Here is a 24,442-nt window from a genome sequence, read left to right on the forward strand (position 1 = left end):
TTTTAAAGAGTAAGATTAAAGCCAAATAAATACGTTTTTGGCGATGGTAAGCTGCGAACACCAGAATTTAAGCTGTAAACCTCTGGATCAATGCGGTTTCCGGCTGCGCTCCAATACCAGATATTATTCATTTGGAAAGTGAACTTTGCCGAAACCATTTTAATTTTATTTGCGAATGCCTTAGGCAAGTTATATCCTAAAGAAACATTTCTCAATTTAATATAATCGCCATCCACCACATTGGCTGATGAATATCGCCATTGGCTGCTCATCGTTCCAGCATAGTTTCTAACACTTTCGTCTAAATCTACATACAAACGAGTATTGCCATTTCTATTGTCATCGGTATAGCGATCTGCAATTCCAGAAAGATTTACATTATCAGAACTCATATCTATGGTTTCTTTACGCATTACATTTCCTCCAGAGAAAACAAATAAGAAGTTTAAATCAAATTGTTTATACGAAAAACGTTGTGACAACGAACCTGTGTAAGTCGGCATCAAAGATCCCATATTCTGTAAAGCATCTGGATTTGTAATTGTTTTTATGCTCGTTGAAATTGGATTTCCATTTTCGTCAAAAGTGATAGACGGATTTCCATTTTCATCCAAAACATACGGATAACCATTTACTGTTCCGCCATATTTGTAAGCATACATACTATTGAAATAATCGTTTTCTACAAAAAAACTGGTTGGAGAAGCAACATAAACTGTAGCCGTAGATTCTGCTCTAGTTACTTTTTTCACTGTCGTTCTGTTAAACGCGAAAACGAAATTGGAATTAATTTTGAAATTACCATCATTGTACCATTCAGAACCCACAGTAAATTCAACACCTTTATTTAATAATGCTCCCGCATTAATTCTTCTTGATGTAGCACCAACAGTAGGATCAAGATCTGTGGTAGCCAACAAATCGGTGCTGTATTTGCGGTAAACGTCAATAGAACCATTTAATTTAGCTCGGAATAAACTATAATCCACACCAAGATTGGTACTTTGTGTTTTTTCCCATCGCAACATCGGATTGGGCTGCGAAGTGATATTGGTGTACTGTAAAGACTGGTACAAGTTATCGTTTCTTCGCGTTGCCGTGATATAAGGTGTTGTACTTTGATCTACGTTTCCGTTAATACCATAAGTTGATCTCAACTTAAGCATACTCACCCATTTTACCGGTTTCATAAATTCTTCATTGCTTATGTTCCATCCTAAACCTGCCGACCATAATGGGCGGTTTTTATATTTTGGATCAACACCAAACAAATCGGCTTGATCGACACGGTAACTTCCTGTGATATTATATTTTGACAAATACGTATAGCTTGCCGTACTAAAAACAGAAAAATAACGGTGTAGGGTCTCCATCTGTGTTCTTGCTAAAGCTGCAAGCGTACGGTTGTTTCCAAACAAATAACTAGAAACCCCTGTCTGACTTAGCGCAAGGTTGTTTAATACTGCAGAAGTAAGTGTTACAGGGTCGTAACCATATCGTAACTGCTCGATACTTCTTGGGGCATAGGTTTCGCGCATTTCGGTACCTACCAAAGCGTTGACAGAGTGTTTTCCATCTGCAAATTCTTGATTAAAATCTAATTGATTTCTAAAAGAATAATTGCTTGCCTGAGCACTGCTTTGTTTGTAGCGTCCGCCTGTAGAAAAACCATCCACATAGGTGTAGGCATTTGTAGTAGGATTGTATCCTGTCAATGCGTTGATCGCATAACGCATTCTATACGAATTAACGTCGTGATACTGTTCATTATCAACTTTTCTTACTTCGTACTGAAATTGTGTATTAAAGCTTAATCCTTTATATAGTTTTGCTTTTATGTTGGCAAAAGTTCTTAAGCTCAATGCATTTTGTTCTTCAATACCTTCTTTAAGTGCATCTAAAACATTAAAATTCGTTGATTTAAAACCACTTAAACCTTGCATTTTCTCAACCATAGCCGGATTTAGAGCTCCGCTTGAAGTAAAGCCGTCTCTGATTGATGCAAATGAAGATTGCACCAAATTTCCGTTATCGTCTGTAATACGCTCATATCGTTTTTGGATATCATAATTTCCAAGATCATATTCGGTCACTTCAGCATTACTATACGTTCCGTTCACTCCAAAAGTAGCATTTAGCCAGTTATTGACCTGAAAACTACTTTTTGCATAAAGGTTAAACGAGCGTCCTGCATTGTATTTTATACGACCTTTTGATTCGTCATAGTTAAGCGAAACATATGTATTCTGCTTGCTTGTACTTCCTGAAAAAGCAACATTATAACGCTGTCTTAATTCATTTTGCCAAACATTATCACGATAATCTCTATTGTAATCGTTTTTTCTCCATTGCGCAAGAGTCGTGTTGTATGTAGCATTATCGATTTTTCCCTCTTCCAAATTTCTGTTTAACTGGTAAAGCGGACTGTAGTATTTTGTACTGCTGTTTCCAATATCTCCATAATTGCTAAACATTGTTGCAGTATCTGCAAATCTGGCTCTTTCTCTGTTGTAAACTGCCTGTTCAAAGTCGATAAGTTCGCTTGTTGAGGCATAGTTCATATCTCTCAAATTTGGTTTCTCTGAGATAAAGAAATCGGAATTTACGGTTACTTTTAATTTACCGTTTCCTTTTTTAGTCGTTAAAACAATGATACCGTTTGCAGCTCTTGAACCATAGATAGAAGCCGCTGCAGCATCTTTAAGTACGTCAACACTTTCAATATCATACGGGTTAATTTCATCCAAAGTCAATTCACTTGGAAGACCATCAATTACAATAAGCGGACTGTAGCCCACATTCTCAGAAAAAGTACCAATACCTCTCAAAATAGGCGTATCAGAACCAAGTCCGTTTGGATTTTTCTGAAACATCAAACCCGCAACACGTCCTTCAATTGCACCCGATAAATTAGAATTGATATTTTCGTTTAGTGTTTTCTCATCCACTTTAGCAATGGCACCCGTAAAATTGCTTCTTGCAATAGTCTGATAACCTGTTACCACAACTTCTTTCATTGCCGCTACTTTATCTTCAGCGACAAGCGTAAAATCTGTGCGTCCTCCTATACCAAAAGATTTGCTTTCAATAGTTAAACCAGACAATTCAAGAACGGCATTTGGCGAAATTTTATCAAAAGAAAAACTTCCATCAAAATCCGTTATGCTTGTTCTGTTTGTTCCTGCAATGGTAACGGTTACTCCTGGAAACGATTCATTTTTATTATTTACTACTTTTCCTTTGATATCGATTAATCCGTTTCCCACGCTCTCATTTTTTTCTTTTGGAGCAGTAACCACAATCGTTTGATTGGTAAGCGTATATTTTATACTCTGATTTTTAAAAACTTGACTTAAAGTTTCGTTCAAACTAGCATTCTTTACATTAATAGTAACTGGCTTTGAATCTTTAAGCAATTTCTGCGTATACAAAACTTCGTAATTGGATTGTTTTGCAATTTCTTTCAGCACTTTTTCTAGTGGAGCTTCCTTAAAATTTAGGGTAACTTGCTGCGCTCGCCCAGTAAAACTGCAAAGCATTATAAATACAGCACTTAGCACCCATAAATAAGCTTTAGGAATCTTTTTTTTAAGTTTTTTGTAAGGTTTTTTTGGTTGTAAATTTAATTTCATACATTTACATTGGTTATAGTTAAACAATAGGTGGACAACTTATATTGGCTATAAACTTTTAAACAAACCAGAAGCATCGCAACTGCCTCTGGTTTTTTAGTTTATAAACTCAATATAATTCGGTTAAAAAAGATCTTACGGATAAACTATAATCGTTTTTCCTTCAACCTTAAATTTTATATCGCTAAGCTCAAGCACTTTTAATACTTCAGACAAATTTTTATTTCTAAATGTTCCTCCGTTAAATCTCACATCAGAGACATCACCTCGGTATTCTGTTTTAATTCCGTACCAGCGTTCCAGCTGCTTCATCACCGTTTTCAGATCTGCGTTATCAAATTTAAATCGGCCGTTTTTCCAAGCTATTGCAGCTTCTGTATCTACTTCTTTAATTGAAATTTTAGATGCAGTAGCTGTTAAACTAGATTGCTGGCCAGGTTTCAAAATTGCTTTCTGATTTTTAGAAGAAACCGCAACACTTCCTTCTAATAAAGTCGTTTTTACAGCAGATTCATTCGCGTAAGCGTGAACATTAAAATGCGTTCCTAAAACTTCGATTGTCTGATGGTCTGATTTTACAATAAAAGGTTTGCTTTTATTTTTAGCCACTTCAAAATAAGCCTCTCCTTCCAATTCAACGATTCTTTGGTCACCATTAAACTGAGTTGGATATTTGATCGAAGAAACGGCATTCAAGAATACTTTTGTACCATCTGCCAAAACAATATTATATTGTCCGCCGGTTGGGGTTGAAAGTGTGTTGAAAGAATTCGCATCTTCTTTTGAAGTTTCTGCGTTCGGATTTATAACATAAGTGATCACACCATTGGCATCCATTTTAATGGTCACTTCATCCTGATCTTCTTTTGCAATAATATCTTTTGAATTGATATCTGAAAGTATAATCTGCTTTCCGTTTGAAAGTGTCAAAATTCCTCTGTTTCCGCCTGGAGCGATTTCTTTTGTTTTTTCGACAACTTGAATACTCTTCTCTTGAGTTTCAATTTCTGGTTTTGCAAAATAGAATATTCCAGTGCCCAACAATAAAGCAATTGATGCCGCAGCAGCAACACGAGGCCAAAGACTGATTACTTTTTTCTCTTGCACCAATGGCAGTTTCGATTTTAAATATTCGTAACTGTCTTCCAGTTCGTACTCATTCAGCTGTCTTTTATCAGACGCTTTATGCAGATACCAAGCATCCAATTTATCTTTTTCTTCATTAGATAAAGTGCCGTTTTGATACTTTTTAAGCAATTCTAGAAGTTCCGTTTTATTCATAATTACAATACGAAATTTTGTCTTGTTTTATAATAAGACAGTTATAAAGGGGTTTTGTCATAGATGAAAATCAAAAAAATATTAATTTATCATTAATAAATTTCGCAAAACGTTAGTTTCTCTTTATTAATGAGAGGGTTATGAAGATAATTTATTTTAAAATTTAACAAAAAGAAGAAGAAAAATTTACCAGATAAAAACATTCAGCGCCGATTTTAGTTTTCCGCGAAGAATTTTTAGCGAATTATATACTTGCTGTTTCGCTGTTTTGTCGGTAATATTTAACTGAAGTGCAATTTCGTCATACGAAAGTTCTTCCACTTTTCTCAAAAGGAAAACTTCGCGCATTTTTTCTGGAAGTAAGGCAATTTCACTTTCAATAAGCGCTTCCAATTCTTTTTCTCTAAGTTTAGAATCGGCAAAAACATAGTCGTTTTCAATAAAATCAGATATAGAATCGGCATAACGCGAAACTACTTTTTCGTGGGCGATATGATTTAGAATTCTGTTTTTTGTTGCTTTGTATAAATAAGAAGAAAGGGAACTTGTAACGGTCAGTTCGTTACGTTTGTTCCAAATAGATAAAAATACTTCCTGAACCACATCATTAGCTTCATCTTGATTGCCCGTTATTTTATAAGCATGATTTACTAAAAGTCTGGAATATCTTTCAAAAATTTCTGTATAGGCCAACTGATCATCTTCTTTGAGAAGATTTAATAAAATATGATCAGCATATTTGCTATAAACAGACATTAATTAATAAAAAGTGAGGATCAAAAACGCAATATTAAACAATTTTTATGTTAAAAGCCAAATGATTATTAAGTTTAAAAAAGCGCAAAGGATTTCGTAAAGATTTTTGCATAAAATTCAATGTGATTAATCTTAATAATATTGAATAGCAGTATTCTAGTTCAAAAAACGATTTAACATGTACAAGAATCCGAAGGATTCAAATGTTTGTAGAATTTTATGTTGCACCGTGAGTATGACCCCTTCGGGGTCACATAGCATCCAGGGAATTGTCTGCTATAAATATTTGAATCCTCCGGATTCTTTTACTTGATAAAAAATTTTCGCGATTTTTCTTCATCCCTTATTTCGGAATGCTAATTCACACAAATTGCATTTTTACATCATCACACCCAACGAGTTAATCAAAACTGTGAAAATAAATTTACAGGTTTTCTGATGTGCTTTTTATTTTATTTTGAAGTTCACTATAAAGAATCCGAAGGATTCAAATGTTTATAGAATTGTATATCTCACTGTGAATATGACCCCTTCGGGGTCAAATAGCAACGAGAGATTTGTCTGCTATAAACATTTGAATCCTTCGGATTCTTTATACTTTATGATAAAGTTTCGCGATTTTTCTTTTTATTTCTAGCCCAATAAGTCAAATACAAAATTCCTATAACGAAAAGCATAATATCAAATTTCATGATCTGTGGAATTCGCGTAATCTGATCGCTGTAATAACTTCCTCCTAAAAGTGCACCACATCCAATTCCGAGTTCCATCGAAATATACATGGTTGCAACCGCTTTTCCGCGATGATCGGGATTACTTAAATCAATAGTCCAAGCACTAATTGCGGGAGATAAAATACCCGTACCAATTCCGTAAATTCCAGCTCCGACTAAAAGCATCTGAATATCTTTTCCTTCACTTATCATAAAAAGAGCAAAAGCCGTTATAAATAATCCCGCCATTATAACCTTTGGCCGTCCGTATCTGTCTGAAACTTTTCCCGCTCCAAAACGAACCATAACCGAAGCTACTGTAAATGCCGTGAAAAATATTCCTTTATTTGTGGCTCCCAAATGCTCGCTCCAATCTGGAATTAAAGTCAAAATAAGTCCGAATGCGGTGTAAGAAAGAAACGTGATAATTCCCGCCGGAAATACATTTCTATCAACAATATCTTTTCGACCAATAATAAACATTGATCTGTTCAGTTTTTCTTTTTTGGCAAGAGTTTCTTTCATGTTCATTACAATAATGATTGAAAAAAACGCTAGAAAAGACGAGCTGTAAAACATCGCATTAATGCCGTATAGATTTACAATCATACTACCCAATGCTGGCCCTAATGCACCGCCAATACTAAAACACAATCCGTGCATTCCGAGCGCTTCTCCCCATCTGTGCTGCGGAATAATATCTGCCACATAAGCTGATGTTGATGTCGGTTTAAATCCTGTAGAAAAACCATGAACCAAGCGCAACAATAAAAATCCTGAAACAGAACTCAAAACAGGATAAAGGCATCCGCAAACTACACAAACCGACGAACCTATTGCCATAACGGGAACACGTCCCCATTTGTCTGTCAGCTTACCGCTAAATGGACGCGAAATAGCTGCTGTTAAGGTAAATAAAGAAATAATAAGTCCTTTGTATTCTGCTCCTCCCAAACTGCTCAAATAATTGGGAAGCTCGGGAATCATCATATTAAAGCTTGATGAAAATAGTAAAGAACTCAAGCAAAGTAAAATGAACTGTAGAGTATAAATTGATTTTTCGTTTTGTGGCATTATTGAACTTTTAAATAACTAAAGGCTGGAAGAAAATTGTAATTTTTAAAACAATTCCAGCTGATTGTTTGGCGTATCGGGTTTCTTTTTAGGAGGTTTTGCTTCTCCAAAAACGGTTCTTCCGCCATATTTATGCGATTCTTCTCTTTCTCTCTGAATCAAAGCATCAAAATTGGAATTTGGGGTGAAACTTTCTTCTGCTTTTCGCGAAATTTCAGATAGTTTCTGAATGGCGCTCAGTTTATCGCTATTACCGATTTTAGCACGATTAATAGCTCTTTGAAGTGTATCTATGGTTTCGTCGTAAATTTTTACGGGAACAGGAAACGGATGTCCGTCTTTTCCGCCGTGAGCAAATGAAAAACGTGCCGGATCTTCAAATCGTGTCGGTGTTCCATAAATTATTTCGCTTACTAAGGCTAATGACTGTAAAGCTCTTGGCCCCATTCCTTTTAAAAGCAATAGTTCTTCAAAATCTTCTGGCTTGTTTTCGTGAGTAGCCCAAAGCATGGCACCCAATCTTTTCATGTTCACATCTTCCATTCTCACATCGTGATGAGAAGGCATAGAAAGATGCTGCATTTCTTTTGTGATTTTAACTGGAGATTCTTTTACCAATTCTAAAATGCCTTCTCTAGATTTGGTTGCAGCGTTGGCCGTAAGATTTAAAATAGCGCCTTGATTTTCACCATAAATAAAAGTATGCGGCTCGTTTATAAAAGACTTTAAATCTTGTGAATGCCAATGATATCTTCTGGCTGTTCGAGAATTCGGATTCATTCCCTGCTGAATAACCGCCCATTGCCCTTTATTATCGACAATAAAATTATGCTGATACAATTGAAATCCGTCTTGAATGGCGGTATTGTCCACTTTTGCGGTAAGTCGGCTGCAACTGGCAAGATTATTTCCGTCAAGACCAGTTTTTTCTCCGACGAATAAAAGTTCCTGCGGCGTTGCCATAGAATGTTTTCCTTTGCCTCCGCAAATGTAAATTCCGAGTTCTTTAGAATGCGGATTAACCGATTTTTTTAATGCTCCAAGCACCGAAGTGGTAATGCCTGAAGAATGCCAGTCCATTCCCATAACGGCTCCAAAACTCTGAAACCAGAACGGATTGCTTAATTTGCTGATAACCTCAGCTGTTGAAAATTCCATCGCAATGGTTTCGACAATGGCCAAACCCAATTTAGACATTCGTTCGGCAAGCCACAATGGAACGTGTCCATAATGAAGAGGAAGATCTGCTGTGCCCGAACGTTTCATTTGCTAGAATTATAATCCTGCAAAAATAAACAAAATACATGGTAGTAATTGTTAATTGTCAGTTGTAAATTCTGAATTGTGAATCATAGAAATAACAGACAAACCTAGTCTTAATTATTAGCCTACTTTCACTGCATCTAATAAAACAGCCAATTGAATACATGGCGACTCCGATCGATTACTCCAAGCATGATTGGTTCCGCGCTGAATTACAATATCTCCAGCTTGCAGTAAAGTTTCTTCTTCATCGACAATCAGGTAAATTTCTCCCGAAATAATAATGATATAATCCAAAGTATCCGTCTGGTGCATTAATGGATGAGGCTGTCCTTCTGGCGCTATTATTCCCAAATCTTTATCGGGCGGAATCTGGACATAACGAAAATAGCTTCCGTTTTTTGGCGTATTTGGAAAAGCGGTATTCTCTATAACTTTTTCTTCAAATTTTGCTGGTGTCGAATCTGTCGACCAAATATCTGAAATAATCAGTCCCGGAAAATGTTCCGACACATTGGTAACAATTGCATCTTGTTCTATAATTGATTTTCCATCTCGTAAACCCGTTACGATTCTTCGTGGTATTGTTCTCATTATTTATTTTATTTACTTAAGTCAATTAGAAACCTGACAGGTTTTTAAAACCTGTCAGGTTTAACACAAAACAACAACCTCATTCCATAGGAATGTTTCGTTGGTACAATCAAATTTAGGTAGCGATTATGCGTTCCGTAGGAACGTTTGATTAAACGGAAATTTAATTCTCTCTATCAGGTGTCCCTACAGGACACAAACACCAAACAATCCTATTTTTTCTACCGACGAGATATTCCTACGGAATATATATTCCTCAATCTAACTTGCATTGCTCGTGAGGTTGTCTCAGAAACCTGACAGGTTTTAAAAACCTGTCAGGTTTAAACACAAAACAACAACTTCATTCCATAGGAATGTTTCGTTGGTACAATCAAATTTAGGTAGCGATTATACGTTCCGTAGGAACGTTTGATTGACACAAAATATAATTCTCTATCAGGGTGTCCCTACAGGGCACAAACACCAAACAATCCTATTTTTTTTCTACCGATGAGATATTCCTACGGAATTTATAATTATCTCTGTTATGTTATTTTAAAACCCGACAGTTGCGAAATCTCGGAACTGTCGGGTTTAACAAAAAAAAACAAAACTTAATTCCGCAGAACTACTGACTAGATATTCCTACGGAACACTTAACTACTCAACTAACTTAAACCAATCTTCTACATCTCTCGTGATGTTATCTTTTATTGCTGGATTTTCAAATTCATTTGAAACGGGATTATATTCATAATCTTTCTTCCATTTTTTATAATTCAAAGCTATTTTTTCAATCGCGTCGCAGATATAAAAAAGCTCTTCATTGCTCATAATCGGATGCAGCGACAAACGAACCCAACCTGGCTTATTGGTCTGATTTCGTTGCAACAATTCATTTGTAATTTCAGCCGACTTCTTTTCATTAATATTAAAAAGATAGTGCGCATACGTACTCGCACAAGACCAGCCACCGCGAACCTGAATTCCGAAACGGTCATTTAGAAGACGTACAATCAAATTGTAATGAATGTCTTCGATCACAAAAGAAACACAGCCAATTCTTTCTGTTGTTAAATCTCCTAAAATGGACAATCCTGATATTTTCTGAAGTCTTGAAAAACAGAGATCAAGCAATTCTTTTTCTCTATTTTTGATATTCTCCACTCCCATTTGTTCTTTTAATTCTAAAGCCAAAGCAGTTCGAATAACTTGTAGAAACCCCGGAGTTCCGCCATCTTCTTTAACTTCTATACTATCGCTGTAACAATATTTCCCTAACGGATTCGTCCATTTTACGTTTCCACCGCCCGGATTATCTGGAAAATCGGATTGGTATAATTTTTCATCAAAAACCAAAATGCCGCAAGTCCCAGGTCCGCCCAAAAATTTATGCGGAGAAAAGAAAATCGCATCCAATTGCTGTTCTGGATCTTCTGGATGCATATCGATTGCAACATACGGTGCCGAAGCAGCAAAATCGACAAAACAAAGTCCGCCATTTTGATGCATGATTTTGGCCAATTCATGATAAGGCGTAATAATTCCAGTAACATTCGAACAAGCTGTAAACGAACCGATTTTTAAAGTTCTATTCGCATATTTTTTCATTGCTAAAGAAAGTGCTTCTGGATTGACCAAATTATTTTCATCAGGTTCCAAAATCACAACTTCAGCATTTGTTTCGTACCAAGAAACTTGATTCGAATGGTGTTCCATATGCGTAATAAAAACCACAGGCCTGTCTTCTTCTGATTTTGTTCGGAGCGCCATAATGCGTTGCAATTTCGATAAAGCCGCCGTCATCCCGCTTCCCGTAGCGACCAAAACATCCGACTCGCTCGCATTGACCGATTTTTTTATAATATCTCTCGCATATTGATAAGCATAAGTCGACGTTTTTCCGGTCTGACTTGAAAGTGAATGCGTATTGGCAATCATTGGACCAATTTTATTAAGCATTATCTCTTCGATCGGATGGTATAATCTTCCGCTGGCCACCCAGTCGGCGTATACTAAATTCTGTTCTCCATAAACCGATTCGAAAGTATGATTAATTCCTACCGTGTTTTCTCTAAACTTAGAAAAGTAACACTCCGGTTCTGTTGGTTTTACTGTTGGCTCAATAGCATTCATATCCTTTACATTTTTTAAATTAACTAAATTGTATTGTTGTATTGTTCACTCCAATTTTTGTCATTCCGAGGAACGAGGAATCTCACACGCAACTCGACAAAGATTGGCGACTTTCTATATGGATTCTCTAGTGTGATTCCTCGTTCCTCGGAATGACAAGATTGGGTCTTAAATTTTATTCTCTAAAAGTGATTTTAACGTAGTCTGCAATTCTTCTCCGTGAAGGTTTTTGGCAACGATTGTTCCTTTAGAATCAATTAAATAATTTCCCGGAATGGCTCTTACTCCGTATAATTTGGCAACGGCACTGTTCCAGAAAAGCAAATCAGAAACGTGTGTCCATGTTAGATTATCGTCTTTAATTCCTTTAATCCAATTTTCTTTCTTTTTATCTAATGAGATTGCCACAATATTGAATCCTTTATCGTGAAATTCCTTGTAAGCCGCCACAATATTCGGATTCTCTTTTCTGCATGGTCCACACCAAGAAGCCCAAAAATCGACCAAAGTGTAGCCTTTTAAGTTTTCATAAAGGCGAACTGGTTTTCCTTCAGGATCATTGGCTGTAAAATCAGGGGCTTTTTTACCCACCGCTAATCCGTCTAAAACGGTAACCAGTTCTTTTAATTCTTTCACGTAAGTGGTATTTTGAAGACTTTTATCTAATAAAGCAATGTTTTGCGTAATCTGTTCTGGCGTTAATCGGTACGACCAGTTTCTATACAGCACATAAGCCGAAACAATAGATTTTGGATGTTCTGTTATGAATTTGCTGATTTCGACGTCCTTCGTTTTTTTGTAAGTTTCGAACAAGTCCTGAGAGGCCGAACCTGCAACAACTGAAGCGGTATAATATTTCTTCGGATTTAATTTTACTGTAATGGGATCTTTTTCGAGAAAAATATACAAAGGCGAACTTTCGGTATTAACGCTTAATCCGTATAATTCTGGTGTTTTTACTTTGGTTTTAAAACTAAAATTTCCGTCTTTTACTTTTGCCGAATCAATTGTGGTAAACATTTTATTGTGAAACTTCTGCAAGTAGACATATTGTACCACAGTATCGACAACGGTTCCTTTTAACTGTAAATTATTTTCCTGCGCTTGAGTTTGAAAAGCACCCAGAAGCAAAGCAAAACCTAATAGTATTTTTTTCATTTTATTTTTAGTTTTTAGATTAGACAAAAGAATTTCAGGCCAATGACAAAAGCCATTAGCGATATGATTAAAGAAAGAATCTCGTGGAACTAGAATTTTCTCATTCAGAAAAAGGCAAAGCTGTTTTCTTCGAAAATTAAATTCAAAAGCTCGTAACTCGCGTACAAAATGGATTCTGCTTTCATTTAAAAAAAATTAAAGATTAACATTATGATCTTAAACAGATTTACGGAGAAATCTTTCTTATCTGCCCGCACACAGCGGAAGGATTTAGCACCTTATTCGGCAACAGGTTGCTAAGACATCAATGGGCCTATTCCCTCAGTCTTTCTGGATAAGTATCATTATATAAATTTTCTGTGTTACAAATATATATTAATTCTACCGAATTAGTATAGTTTGAATTGTGTTTTTTTGTAAAATTTATTTAAAAACTCTTTCAGCACACTTTAGCAACTGAAAAACAACAAATTAAAACAAAGTTATTTTTTGTTATGATACCTTTTTTATAAAAGAAATTCAGACGTTTTATTCATTTAAAAAGAAAAAACATGCAAGTATTTATTTTTTTCGAGAGTTGGAAGCGCTTCTTTTAATCCTTTTTCGAGATTAGAAGTAATAAATTGAAGCACTTGTTTTAAATCGTTAAAATTATTTGGCTTTACAAAATAACAGACAGCGCCAAGATTTGCTGCTGTGTCCATATCATTTTTATGCGAAGAAGTAGAAATCATAATCACAGGGATTTCTTTATAGCGCTCATCTGCTTTTAATTCTTTCAAACATTCCCAGCCATTTAGAATGGGCATATTTAAATCTAGAAAAACAACACCTGGAATTTTATCTTCGTTTTTAAGCATTTTTAGTGCTTTATCACCATTTTCAGCACAATGACAAATAATATTTTCATCGATATCAGCCAGAGCTTCACAAAACATTTCTGTATCGTCTCTGTCATCATCAGCTAATAAAATTATCTTTTTACTCATAATTAAATGTCTTTTTCTTTTTGTTCAAATGGCAATGTAACAATAAAAACAGCTCCTTTATTGGCAATTCCTGTTGCGGTAATACTTCCTCCATGACGTTCTGCTATTTTTTTACACAGCGATAAACCTAGGCCAGTTCCTTCGTAACGGTCTTTAGAATTTAGGCGGGTAAAAGTTTCAAAAATACGTCCCGTCTGATCGAGGTCAAAACCAATTCCGTTATCTTCTACAGTAATTATTGCAATTCTGTTGCCGTCTTCCATCTTTTCAGTCGCTGTAACCGTAATTTGCGAAGGCGTATTTTCTCTAGCAAATTTAATGGAATTGTTAATCAAATTATAGAAAAGCTGATACAATAATACCAAAGCTCCTTCCAAAACTGGAAGTTCTTCATAATAAATTTTACCGCCTGTTTTTTGAAGTGCAATTTCGAGATCGGTTTCTATATTTTTAATGACTTCATTTAAATCGACCATTGTTGCTTTTTGCGAATCGGCATTGATTTTAGAATACGCCAGCACGCCATCAATCATATTAAACATACGGTCTGCCGCAACGTGAACTCTCTCAATATATTTGGATGCCGATTCGTCTAGTTTTCCTTCCAAGTGATCTTCTAGACGGCTTACAAAAGTTTTTATTTTTCGGACAGGTTCTTTTAAATCGTGCGACGCAACATGCGCAAACTGCTGTAAATCATCATTCGATCTTTGCAATTCTTTGGTGCGGTCTGCTACCAAAATTTCTAATTTTTCGGTAATAGATTTTTGCTCGTGAATATCGGTACACGTACCAAACCAATTCGTAATTATTCCCTCTTTATCTCTAATAGGAAGCGCTTTACTCAAAAACCAGCGGTATTCGCCTGTGCTTCCATTTTTTAAACGAAATTCTATCTGATACGAAGTCCCTGCATGAACACTTTGGTACCAAGTTTTTAAAACCATAGAAACATCATCTGGATGAAGTGTCGGAACCCAACTCGAATCGCCAAATTCATTTTTGTTAAAACCTGTATATTCGTACCAGCGGCTGTTATAATAATCTATAAATCCGTCTGGCTGGGCTGTCCAAATAATTTGCGGAACCAGATCTGCAAGCTGTCTGAATTTTTCCTCGCTTTCTGCAATTACATTTTGAAGTTCTTTTTGCGAAGTAATATCACTTGCTGCACCAAACCATTCTATTATTCTTTGTTTGTCATCTAATATCGGTACCACTCTCGAAAAAACCCAGCTAACAGAATCGTCTGCATTGATGACTTTGTGCTCCATTTCAAAAATGCTTTTCTCTACAATAGATTTAGAAATGAGATGAACAGCCTGTTCCAAATCGCTAGGATGCACAAACTTATCCAGCCAGTTAATGCCGTGTCCGCCAGCGCCAGAAAGTCTTCCACCTCCTTCGAGACTGTGCATAATCATCCAGTCGGCGTCCATACGGTAAACCAAATCGGATGAGGCATTGACTAAAGCTCTAAAACGGCTTTCACTTTCTTCCATCTTTTGGCGTGCCACAACTTGCTGTGTCACCTCAACGGCTACCTGAATCATTCCTGTTATCTGTCCATCTTCTATTAATGGACGATAAGCCAGATTATAATAGTAATTTTTAAGTTCTCCTGTACGATTGTGCGGCACCAAAACTTCACTCTGGTCAAAAGGAATTCCTTCGTTATAAACCTTTAGAACCTGTTCCCACACATATTGACCTTCGAGTTCGGGCAAGACATCGATCAATCGCATGCCGATAATTTCTTCTCCGCGGCCAATCATTTGCAACATGTGTTTATTGATTTGCTCAATAACAAGATCGTCACCTTTAAGCACTAAAGTTGGTGCAGGAGTCTGATGAATCATTTTTCGGAAACGATTTTCGCTTTGCTGCAATTTTTCTTCGGCCTGCTTGCTCTCTGTAATATCTCGAGTCGTTCCGGCAACCACCTCAACCTCCCCTTTATCATTAAATACAGGAACTAAAATATAATCGTAAATTCTTCTTCCCAATTCAGCATGCGGAAAAGAAACTGTTCCTCTCACGGCTCTTTTTTCTGCCACTACAGTATCTATCTCTCGTTCATGCATTTCGGCATGCCATTCTTCATAACCATTTTCTCTTAATCCGCGGCCGATGGCATCCTCTGCCGATTTCCCCCACATATTCAATAAGGCTTTGTTTGCGTACGTGAACTTATAGTCAAGATCAAATACGTAAACCAAATCGGGAGTTGCATATATAATGGAATTATAAAGTCTTTTCTGTTTCTCTGCGTCTGCCAATGCATTGGTCAAAGCCCTTTCTGCCTCTTTCTTTTCGGTAATGTCTTCCATTGTCACTACTAACAAATCATCTTGTTTGACAGCGGTAAATTTGAGACAGAATTTTGCGGTCTCGCCTTGGTACGATTGTTCGAAATTGGTGGCAATTCCAGTTTCTGCAGTTTCAATAAGCTTTTCAAGAATATTGCCTTCTATTTTGGAGAAAATATGGCTGAATCTTTTTCCCTTGTAGTCTTCATTTTTGATCCAGTTGACAAAGTAAGTATTCAATAACAGTATCGAAAAATCTTGAATTTTATTTTTGCTATTGCGCAAAGATTTTAGCACTGCAATACCATTTGGTGCAGAATTAAAAACGGTCTGAAAAAGGTCTAAATTATTTATTAGCTCCATTATCGTACTGAGTAAGAATACTTTCTAATGTTGTTTCTGGATACCAAAGGCATATAAATTTGTTAAATTCTTTCTCAAATATAGAGAAAAAGGCAATTACTTTAAAGATTTGTTAAAGTGAATTTAATCATCTATAAATTCTTTGTATTTGAATTAAAAAATCAAAAAAAGCCGAATCATGAAGATTCAGCTTTTACTTGTTTTTATTACGAATCGTTATTGCTTGATAGAATCGGCTTTAACGGTCGTTGTGGTGTCCATATTGATCGTATCAACTTCTGGTCCCACTGTGTCAATCGTATTTTGAATAGTATCATTTTCGTATGAATCTATTGTTGCGCTTTCATTTTTCTTGCAAGAAAATACCAATCCTGTCAGAAGAACCAAGAAAGCGGCTCTAGTTAAAATCTGCGTTTTCATAATTATATTTTTAAATGAATATTTTTAATTTAATAAGTATAAAAATAACCGTTTTTACAAATGTGATTTTTACACAATTTTAAAAACTTCTTATATAATGAATTACTTCTTTTTACTTTTTACCGTATCTCTTTGGTGTCTCAAACTATCTTTCTGCAGTCCGGCAGCACTGGTATAAGTCGAGCCGTCTTGCGAACTTTCTCCAGGTCCACTTCCTGTTCCCGCCGTACTTTCAGAACCGTTTTTTTGTGTCGTTTCGATATTGGTAGAAATATGTTCTTCCGTTTTTATGCTGTCTGTTGTACTTTTTGCACTGTCAAGGGGTGAAATAACGGTATCTATTTCATCACTATAGCCGTCTTTATTGTTTTTACAAGAAATTAATAATCCGCTGAAGATAATCAGAATCATAATTGTCGTTTGCTGAATTGCTTTCATAATAATTGCTTTTCTATTTTTAAACTTGTTTGATTTCGTAAAAGCTAAGTAACTATTTATAAATCGGTTACGTTTATACCATTTCTTTTTATTGTTATATAAAATCATACTGGAAATCCTATAAAATTTTAGAAATAATGCTGTAAGCCTTCTCCTATTTTTACTTAGTAGCTTTGATATAAATGTTTTAGCGCCTTAAAAAGAATAAACAATGGAAAATCTAAATCAAAATATAAATGAAGGCAGTATCTCATCTGGCGATAATGTTTCTTTCTGGATTGATTCTACCGATATAATTGCCTTTGAAAAGCCAAATCAGGATATTAAAACGGAAGTTTTGATTATTGGAGGCGGTATTGCTGGACTTACAACTGCTTATAAACTTTTGAAAGCAGGAAAAAAAGTAGTTTTGGCTGAAGACGGTTTCATTGGTAGCGGAGAAACTGGACGAACTACAGCACATCTGACTTGTGCGCTAGACGATCGATATTACTACCTTCAAAGCACTTTTGGAAAAGAAAATGCAAGACTTGCTGCCGAAAGCCATTCTGTTGCTATTGACGAAATTGAAAAAATTGTTACTGAATTAAATATAGATTGCGACTTTGAACGCGTAAATGGCTATTTATTTCTTCACCCAAATGACAAGGAAAAAAATCTCGATAAAGAGTTTGAAGCCACTCAAAACGCAGGACTGGAAACGGTTCTTTTAAATCATACTCCTTCTTTGGCAGAAGCTCAGGATCAAAGATGTTTAGCATTTAAAAATCAGGCGCAGTTTCATGTTTTGCATTATTTAAAAGCTCTTTCTAAAGCGGTAATAGATTTGGGCGGAACTATTTATACCGAAGCTCACGCAGAAAATATAGACGATAAAGGTGCCACTGTAAATGGCTATAATTTTTCTGCTCAATATATAGTTGTGGCAACCAATACGCCTATTAATGATGTTCTTACCATGCATACCAAACAGCACGCTTACAGAACATATGTGATTGCAGGAAAAATTCCGAAAGGCAGTCTCCCTCACGCTTTATGGTGGGATACTGGAGATCCAGAATCGAAATGGGTCGCGCAGCCTTATCATTATGTACGCTTGCAAAATTTTGATGATGAATATGATTTACTGATTGTTGGCGGAGAAGACCACAAAACCGGACAATCCGATGAAGAAGGAGTTTCTGAATTTTCGCGCTACGAACTTTTGGAAATTTGGGCTAAAAAATACTTTCCTCTTTTAGACGAAATCAGTTATAAATGGTCAGGACAAGTTATGGAACCTTTTGATTCTTTAGGTTTTCTTGGCAGAAATCCTGGAGACAAAAATGTATTTGTGATTACAGGAGATTCTGGAAACGGAATGACGCATGCTACGATTGGAGCTATGATTATTACAGATATGATTCAGGGAATTGAAAACAAATGGCAGGATTTGTACAGTCCGTCGCGAATAACTTTTAAAGCTATGGGCGATTATTTGAAAGAAGCTGGAAATATGGCTTCACAATATCTGGACTGGATTACGGCATCTGACCTTAACAATACAGCTGACTTAGAAGCTGGAGACGGCGGGATTCTTTCTGTCGGCTTGCGAAAAATTGCGGTGTACCGAGATTATGACAAAACCTTACATGCTTTTTCAGCGGTTTGTCCGCATTTGGGCTGTGTGGTACAATGGAATTCTGACGAAAAATCGTTTGACTGTCCTTGCCACGGCTCGAGATTTTCTTCTGATGGAACGGTAATTAATGGCCCAGCCGAAAGCAACTTAAAAGATCTTAAAATAAAATAATAAAAATATATAATATGGAAATCTTGTCGAATTACTTTAAAGATACTATCTGCCACAAACGAATTGTGATCACTGGCGGTACAACAGGAATTGGTAAAGCAATTGCAGATTTGCTTGTTTCTCTTGGTGGCCGTGTGTTTATTTTTGGAAGGGACGAACACGACTTTTACAAAGCCATGGATGATATTAAGGAGAAATCATCGAAAGGAGAAATCTATGGAGAAACAGCAGATATTACCCAAAAAGAAGATATTGAAAGAATCTGGGACAGGGTCGATAAAGTTCTTGGCGGCATCGATATTTTAATTAATAATGCTGCTCTTCCTGCCAGAGGAATTATTGAAGGCGAATATGATGACTGGAAATATATTTTAGAAACTAATATTCTTGGATATATCGCTTTCGCGAAAGAAGCTGTCAATCGAATGAAAGAACAGAAATCAGGTCATATTGTCAATATTGGTTCTATGAGTGCCGAAGTAAAAGAAAAAACAGGCGTTATCTATGTCGCAACCAAAACCGCGATTAGAGGATTTAGCACTGCACTTCGAAAAGAAATAAATCCGTTGGGAATTAAAGTTTCGCATGTAGAACCGGGAGCAGTAATGAGCGATATGCAGCCGGATTCAAAAGAAGAACAAAAAGAAAAAATAAAAGATATGGAAATGCTTGAAGCAAAAGACATCGCAATGAGCGTTTTGTTCTGTTTGGCACAGCCGAAACGTTGCGATATAGTCAGTATCCAAGTAAGACCTCATTTGCAAATTATTTAAAAATAAACCCTCACTTTTTTCATTTTTTTAATTTGAAAACACCTGTGCAATTTACTGTGCAGGTGTTTTTATTTTGATATTTTGTAACAAAATCAACAAAAAAAGAGCAGTAGTAATACTGCTCTCTTTCTTAATCTATTTTTGTGGCATCATTTTCTGCAATGTCTCTGTGCAAATTATCTTTATGCCTAAGTTCTTCATAATCGGCATCATCTCCCCAATCTCCAGTATTAGGCTGTTGAATAGGATTATTTCTTTCACTCAGCTGATCATCTTTATTTTCTTCACTTGGAAAATACATCTGATAACCCAAAATAGGATCCCAATTTGATTCTTGCGTACGATCGATTCCATCTTGGAATAAATCGTTTGGTTCATTTCTTGTATCCATTTTTAATTCGTTTTTTATACCATCAGAAACTGAAGAAACTGAAAGTATGATTATTACTTCGTTTTCATAGATTGGTAAAATTCAGCAAATTACGCCAAGAAATTGTTACATTATTTTGGAGAAAGTTTATATGATTCTATTTGATAGCTCATTAATTGGCATTGTCCATATTTAATCCCAATTGTCTAATAATTCGATTGCAAGTTCTACCACAACTTGTTCATTGCTATTTAAAAATGATTTAATTTCATTTCGTGCTTTTTCTCCTTTAATCATTGCTAATGCCTGCAGGTATATTCTTGAATTTACATCGCTTTCTTTTCTGGTTTCTTCACAAACTTGAATCAGTAAATCAACAGAATCAACATCTTTTAATCTTCCTAATCCCAATGCGGCATCATATCTAATGGCAAAATCTGATTGATTATTTTTTAAAATTTTTCTAAAAAGTTGTGTATACCTTTCTAAAGGAAAATTTGCTAAATATTCTATTGATCCTCTTTCCCAATCGGAGTCTTTGCTATTATTTTTATATATTTTTTCAAATGTAATTTGCTGATCATTAACATTATTCTCAACAAATAAATTTACCAAAGCTACTGTTCTATATTTCTCATCATTTATTAAACTTGGCAAAAGGTCAATTAATTTTTGACTTTTATTTCCTTTTAATGCATCTGCACTCCAATATCTTATCGTTTCGTTTTTGTGTTTTAAAAAGCCTAACAAAATAGTTGTACTTTCAACATCATTTCTACTTTGTAATGCTCTAACTAGTTCTTCAATTATTTTTTCGTTTTTACATTCTTTTAAAGTATTTTGAATATAGGGCAATAATTCGTCAGAATAAAGAATTTTATTTAGCGGAACTGAAAAGTAATAATCATTTGAAACCTTTTTCGATTTCAGTAATTCTAACCAGTATTTTACATTTTCAATGTTTTTCGATTCAAGAAAACAATTTAATAAATCATCTGAAACAGTCTCTTTTTCATTTATTAATAATTTTAAATACTCATTGTCACTACTGGTTGGACTATTTGCTAAAGCTTGCAAAGTAATTTTTCTTGTATTATCATTATCTAAAAATGGTTTAACGGTTTCTAGCAAATTCCCTATTTGAAGTTCTTTTACCGTATAAATTGCATATCCTTTAATGTTCATATCCCAATTTTTAACAGCATCTAAAACAATTTTCTCCGTTTCGGGGTTTTTTCCAGTTTTTGATAAGATCTGAATTGCTAAAATTCTAGCTTTTATGTTATCACTATTATATCTTTGATAAGCTGTTTCTTGTAAATTATTTTTATCTAATTTAAAAAATAATGGTAGTAAATGAGCATCTCCAAAATTTTCATTTTCTACTAAAAAATCAAACAATTCAGTAGTATGCTTTGTTTTTAAATGAAGAAGCGCCATTCCGCACCAAATCAAATTCCCTTTATCCTTCTCTGTTTTTAGTTTATTTAATAATTGTTCTTCTCTAGTTAGATCATTGGAGGCGCCAATAATTAAATAGGAAAATAAGCGTTGATAAGCGTTTACTGAATTCAACATTTTATCAATGTTCTCAATATATAAATCGTCATTTTTGAAATCGCTTAAAGGAAAATTCGACAAAGTTTCTCCTTTCAACCTAGAGCTCAATTGTGTAATATCGCTTTGCGGAGTTAAAAGATTTGAATATTTTGTAAATAAATCATTTAGTTGATCTTCATTAAATGATTTGTTCAAAGACAATTTAAAATCAGCTTTAAAGTTTGTTACATACTGACATTGAGCCTTTGTAAAAAAAGTTAGCAGAATAATTGTACTGATTAATTTTATTTTCATTTCTATTTTTTTATCATTTCGAATAAAACAATTGTTACCTCCTTTTATATGCCAACAAAACGTTTTTTTGTTGATATTTTAAATATATTCTAGCGAATATAAGAATATTTATAGATCAAAAAACCTGCAAACACAAAGTTTGCAGGCTTTTATAACAATCTAATCCTAAATAAAAGTATTTTTAAAAAGTAACCAGTTTTACTCCCAAAGTAAACCATCTAGAAGGCAATGGCACTGCTCCAACTTCATAATAAGTTGCATTAAATATATTTTGTCCGTCTAAGAAAATAGTAAATTTATTTATTGTCTGACTTACTCTAAAATCATTTACCCAATAAGACGGTCCTGTAATTCTTTCGTTAAAACGAGTAGCAAACATTACCGATAAGTTTTTAAACTGATAATCTATTGTATTGGTAATTTGATGTTTTAAGGATGAAATAGCATATTTTGAATACGTTTCTGTACGCATCGTTTTAAATTCAGAATCTAAATACGTGTACCCTAAAAGAATATTCAATCTAGAATCTTTAGAAAAATCGAATCTATAAGTTCCACGCAAATTGATTCCGTTAGTATTCAAATCTCCAGTGTTCTGGCTTTGCCATGGCTGTGTCGTAAGATTACGCATCCAGTCGATATAGTTGTCGATTTTTCTGTAGAAATAATTGGCATTAAAACTCAAAGCTCTTTTATTGTATTTAAATCCGATCTCGCTCTGAAAAGCATTTTCTGAATCTAAATCTGCGTTTCCAATGTTTCCTGTTTGCTTCAAATACAAATCGGTGAATGACGGAATTCTTTGGCTAGTTCCCACATTTCCAATAATTTTAAAAGCGTCTGTAATCGCATAACTTGCATCAATTCCTGGATAAATCTGCCATTTATAATCGGAATTATAGTTTAAATATGTTCCGATATTTACATCTAGTTTTTCCGTAAAACTTGTTCTATATTCTGCATAAAGACCAACATTTTCGCGATCGTGATCTCCAATATTTGAAGAATGAATATTTTCGTTTCTAAACTCGGCTCCAAAACCAATTTCGCCTTTAGACAATTTCACTGTAGAGTTCAATTCTCCCGCAATAGAATTCGTATAATGCTGGCTTCTTCCAACTGCTAAATTTGAATTTCCTAAATAACGGTAATCGTCATAATTGTAGCGATACGTTACTCTCGGCATAATTTTCCAACTGTCTGTAATTTGATGATTTGACTGAAGATTGGCAAATGTAGTCTGCACAATTTCAGTAGAATTTTTATCTCCCGGCGCAGCGTAAAATCCGTTAGCACCAAATCCGTTGTTGATGTAACCTGCAGAACCTAAAATTTCGTTTTTATCATTGATTTGTACATTTCCTTGATAGAAAATTTTATTGTTTTCGAATGCTGTATTGTAACGGTAACCGTTGCTTTTATCGTGTGAAGCAAAAATTAAATGCTGCTGTTTTTCTTTTCCTAAAACTGCTCCTGCCTGAATTCCCGCTCCGTAAAAAGTATCTCCTGTATCTTGTGTATCTTTTTCGAAATTAGAACCCGCGTAAGTGCTTACCATAAATCCAGAATCGGTTGGCTTTTTTGTAATGATATTAATCGCTCCCGTTAAACTATTGATTCCGTAAATTCTCGCTGCCGGACCACGCACCACTTCAATTCTTTCGATCGCTTCAACCGGAAGAGGCAGATTCAGCATATTATGTGCCGTTTGCGAATCGATAACTTTGGCTCCGTTTAGCAAAACTACAGTCTGCTCAAAACTTCCTCCGTCAACGCTAATGTCGGCTTGAGTTCCAAACGGTCCTCTTTGGCGAATGTCTACTCCGTTGGCATATTGCAATACTTCTTGCAATGTTCTTCCTGGCAGTTTTTTTATGGTTTCGCTAGAAATCACATAGACGTTTCTGTTTTGTTTGGAAATTGGTGTGTTAAAACGCCCTTCATTAATAATAACTTCATCCATTTGGTTAATGGAATCTTGCTTTGTCTGTGCGTAAAAATTGGTACAAATTACTGTAAATACAGCAAAATAGATTTTTTTCATTTTGGTTTGCTATTTTTTTGGCAAAAGTAGCTTCTTACCGTACCAATAAAGCATACCAGTTTTATAATTATAGATAGTCCGGTTGAAATTCTTTTTTTAGTTTGCCACAGATTAAAAGGATTTTCGCAGATTTTTTTTTATGTTGCCACGAATTACACTAATTGGCACAAATCAATTCGTGAAAATTCGTGTAATTAGTGGCTAATAAAAATCTTTTTAATTCTTCTAATCTGTGGCTATTTTTTCTCGCAGATTTTGCAGATATAGCAGATTTGGATACCGAATAAAGATTTCCGCAGATTTCTTTAAAAATTATCTGCTAAATCTGCGGGATCTGCGAGAGACAAAAAACCTTTGCAATCTGTGGCATTTTTTCTCGCAGATTTTGCAGATAAAGCAGATTTGGATACCGAATAAAGATTTTCGCAGATTTCTTTAAAAATTATCTGCTAAATCTGCGGGATCTGCGAGAGACAAAAAACCTTTGCAATCTGTGGCATT

The 24,442-nt window shown here is 35.1% G+C and carries 17 protein-coding genes and 1 riboswitch; of the genes, 2 read left to right on the forward strand and 15 right to left on the reverse strand.

The annotated features are described in order from the left end of the window. Nucleotides 1-2: 2 nt before the first annotated feature. The 12 genes from Q9Q97_RS22115 to Q9Q97_RS22170 form a co-directional block, all read right to left on the reverse strand. Entirely contained in the window at nucleotides 3-3,632 is a 3,630-nt protein-coding gene (locus tag Q9Q97_RS22115) for a SusC/RagA family TonB-linked outer membrane protein (RefSeq protein ID WP_306161126.1), read from the reverse strand. A gap of 135 nt (nucleotides 3,633-3,767) precedes the next feature. Next, nucleotides 3,768-4,913 carry a FecR family protein gene (locus tag Q9Q97_RS22120; protein ID WP_306161128.1) on the reverse strand — a complete coding sequence of 382 codons (1,146 nt, stop codon included), beginning with the start codon at nucleotides 4,911-4,913 and terminating at the stop codon, nucleotides 3,768-3,770. A gap of 186 nt (nucleotides 4,914-5,099) precedes the next feature. Beyond that, on the reverse strand, nucleotides 5,100-5,669 hold the full coding sequence (locus Q9Q97_RS22125; RefSeq protein WP_306161130.1) for an RNA polymerase sigma factor: 570 nt from the start codon (nucleotides 5,667-5,669) through the stop codon (nucleotides 5,100-5,102). A 599-nt stretch (nucleotides 5,670-6,268) separates the two neighbouring features. Then, a complete protein-coding gene (locus tag Q9Q97_RS22130; protein WP_306161132.1) occupies nucleotides 6,269-7,456 on the reverse strand; it encodes an MFS transporter in 1,188 nt (395 codons plus the stop codon). Between the two features lie 45 nt (nucleotides 7,457-7,501). Further along, on the reverse strand, nucleotides 7,502-8,722 hold the full coding sequence (locus Q9Q97_RS22135) for a DUF763 domain-containing protein (RefSeq protein ID WP_306161134.1): 1,221 nt from the start codon (nucleotides 8,720-8,722) through the stop codon (nucleotides 7,502-7,504). Nucleotides 8,723-8,839: 117 nt separating this feature from the next. Continuing rightward, nucleotides 8,840-9,313, reverse strand: coding sequence for a cupin domain-containing protein (locus Q9Q97_RS22140; protein ID WP_306161136.1), 474 nt, complete (start codon nucleotides 9,311-9,313; stop codon nucleotides 8,840-8,842). A gap of 642 nt (nucleotides 9,314-9,955) precedes the next feature. Then, a complete protein-coding gene (locus tag Q9Q97_RS22145; protein ID WP_306161137.1) occupies nucleotides 9,956-11,431 on the reverse strand; it encodes an aminotransferase class V-fold PLP-dependent enzyme in 1,476 nt (491 codons plus the stop codon). A 168-nt stretch (nucleotides 11,432-11,599) separates the two neighbouring features. After that, complete coding sequence (locus Q9Q97_RS22150) at nucleotides 11,600-12,589, reverse strand: TlpA disulfide reductase family protein (RefSeq protein WP_306161139.1); 990 nt, start codon at nucleotides 12,587-12,589, stop codon at nucleotides 11,600-11,602. A gap of 240 nt (nucleotides 12,590-12,829) precedes the next feature. Beyond that, nucleotides 12,830-12,930: riboswitch (SAM riboswitch) on the reverse strand. A 195-nt stretch (nucleotides 12,931-13,125) separates the two neighbouring features. Further along, nucleotides 13,126-13,578, reverse strand: a complete 453-nt coding sequence (locus Q9Q97_RS22155) for a response regulator (protein ID WP_306161141.1) — start codon at nucleotides 13,576-13,578, stop codon at nucleotides 13,126-13,128. Between the two features lie 2 nt (nucleotides 13,579-13,580). Then, nucleotides 13,581-16,250 (reverse strand): PAS domain S-box protein, encoded by a 2,670-nt coding sequence (locus Q9Q97_RS22160; protein WP_306161143.1) that lies wholly within the window; start codon nucleotides 16,248-16,250, stop codon nucleotides 13,581-13,583. A gap of 216 nt (nucleotides 16,251-16,466) precedes the next feature. Next, nucleotides 16,467-16,670 carry a hypothetical protein gene (locus Q9Q97_RS22165; protein ID WP_306161145.1) on the reverse strand — a complete coding sequence of 68 codons (204 nt, stop codon included), beginning with the start codon at nucleotides 16,668-16,670 and terminating at the stop codon, nucleotides 16,467-16,469. A gap of 102 nt (nucleotides 16,671-16,772) precedes the next feature. Continuing rightward, on the reverse strand, nucleotides 16,773-17,108 hold the full coding sequence (locus tag Q9Q97_RS22170) for a hypothetical protein (protein ID WP_306161147.1): 336 nt from the start codon (nucleotides 17,106-17,108) through the stop codon (nucleotides 16,773-16,775). A gap of 211 nt (nucleotides 17,109-17,319) precedes the next feature. Here Q9Q97_RS22170 and Q9Q97_RS22175 point away from each other — a divergent pair, with 211 nt between their 5' ends. Together Q9Q97_RS22175 and Q9Q97_RS22180 are read left to right on the forward strand one after the other, a co-directional pair. Then, nucleotides 17,320-18,900, forward strand: coding sequence for an FAD-dependent oxidoreductase (locus tag Q9Q97_RS22175; protein ID WP_306161149.1), 1,581 nt, complete (start codon nucleotides 17,320-17,322; stop codon nucleotides 18,898-18,900). A gap of 14 nt (nucleotides 18,901-18,914) precedes the next feature. After that, nucleotides 18,915-19,673 carry an SDR family oxidoreductase gene (locus Q9Q97_RS22180; RefSeq protein ID WP_306161151.1) on the forward strand — a complete coding sequence of 253 codons (759 nt, stop codon included), beginning with the start codon at nucleotides 18,915-18,917 and terminating at the stop codon, nucleotides 19,671-19,673. Nucleotides 19,674-19,803: 130 nt separating this feature from the next. Here the strand turns inward: Q9Q97_RS22180 and Q9Q97_RS22185 are convergent, their stop codons facing one another. From Q9Q97_RS22185 to Q9Q97_RS22195, 3 genes are all read right to left on the reverse strand, one after another. Continuing rightward, the gene (locus Q9Q97_RS22185; RefSeq protein WP_306161153.1) at nucleotides 19,804-20,064 is read right to left on the reverse strand and encodes a hypothetical protein; all 261 of its coding nucleotides are present in this window, start codon (nucleotides 20,062-20,064) and stop codon (nucleotides 19,804-19,806) included. Nucleotides 20,065-20,235: 171 nt separating this feature from the next. Next, on the reverse strand, nucleotides 20,236-21,897 hold the full coding sequence (locus tag Q9Q97_RS22190; protein WP_306161155.1) for a HEAT repeat domain-containing protein: 1,662 nt from the start codon (nucleotides 21,895-21,897) through the stop codon (nucleotides 20,236-20,238). Nucleotides 21,898-22,078: 181 nt separating this feature from the next. Beyond that, nucleotides 22,079-23,941 carry a TonB-dependent siderophore receptor gene (locus tag Q9Q97_RS22195; RefSeq protein WP_306161157.1) on the reverse strand — a complete coding sequence of 621 codons (1,863 nt, stop codon included), beginning with the start codon at nucleotides 23,939-23,941 and terminating at the stop codon, nucleotides 22,079-22,081. Nucleotides 23,942-24,442 lie beyond the last annotated feature (501 nt).

The organism is Flavobacterium sp. DG2-3 (assembly GCF_030730925.1).
GTDB lineage: Bacteria > Bacteroidota > Bacteroidia > Flavobacteriales > Flavobacteriaceae > Flavobacterium.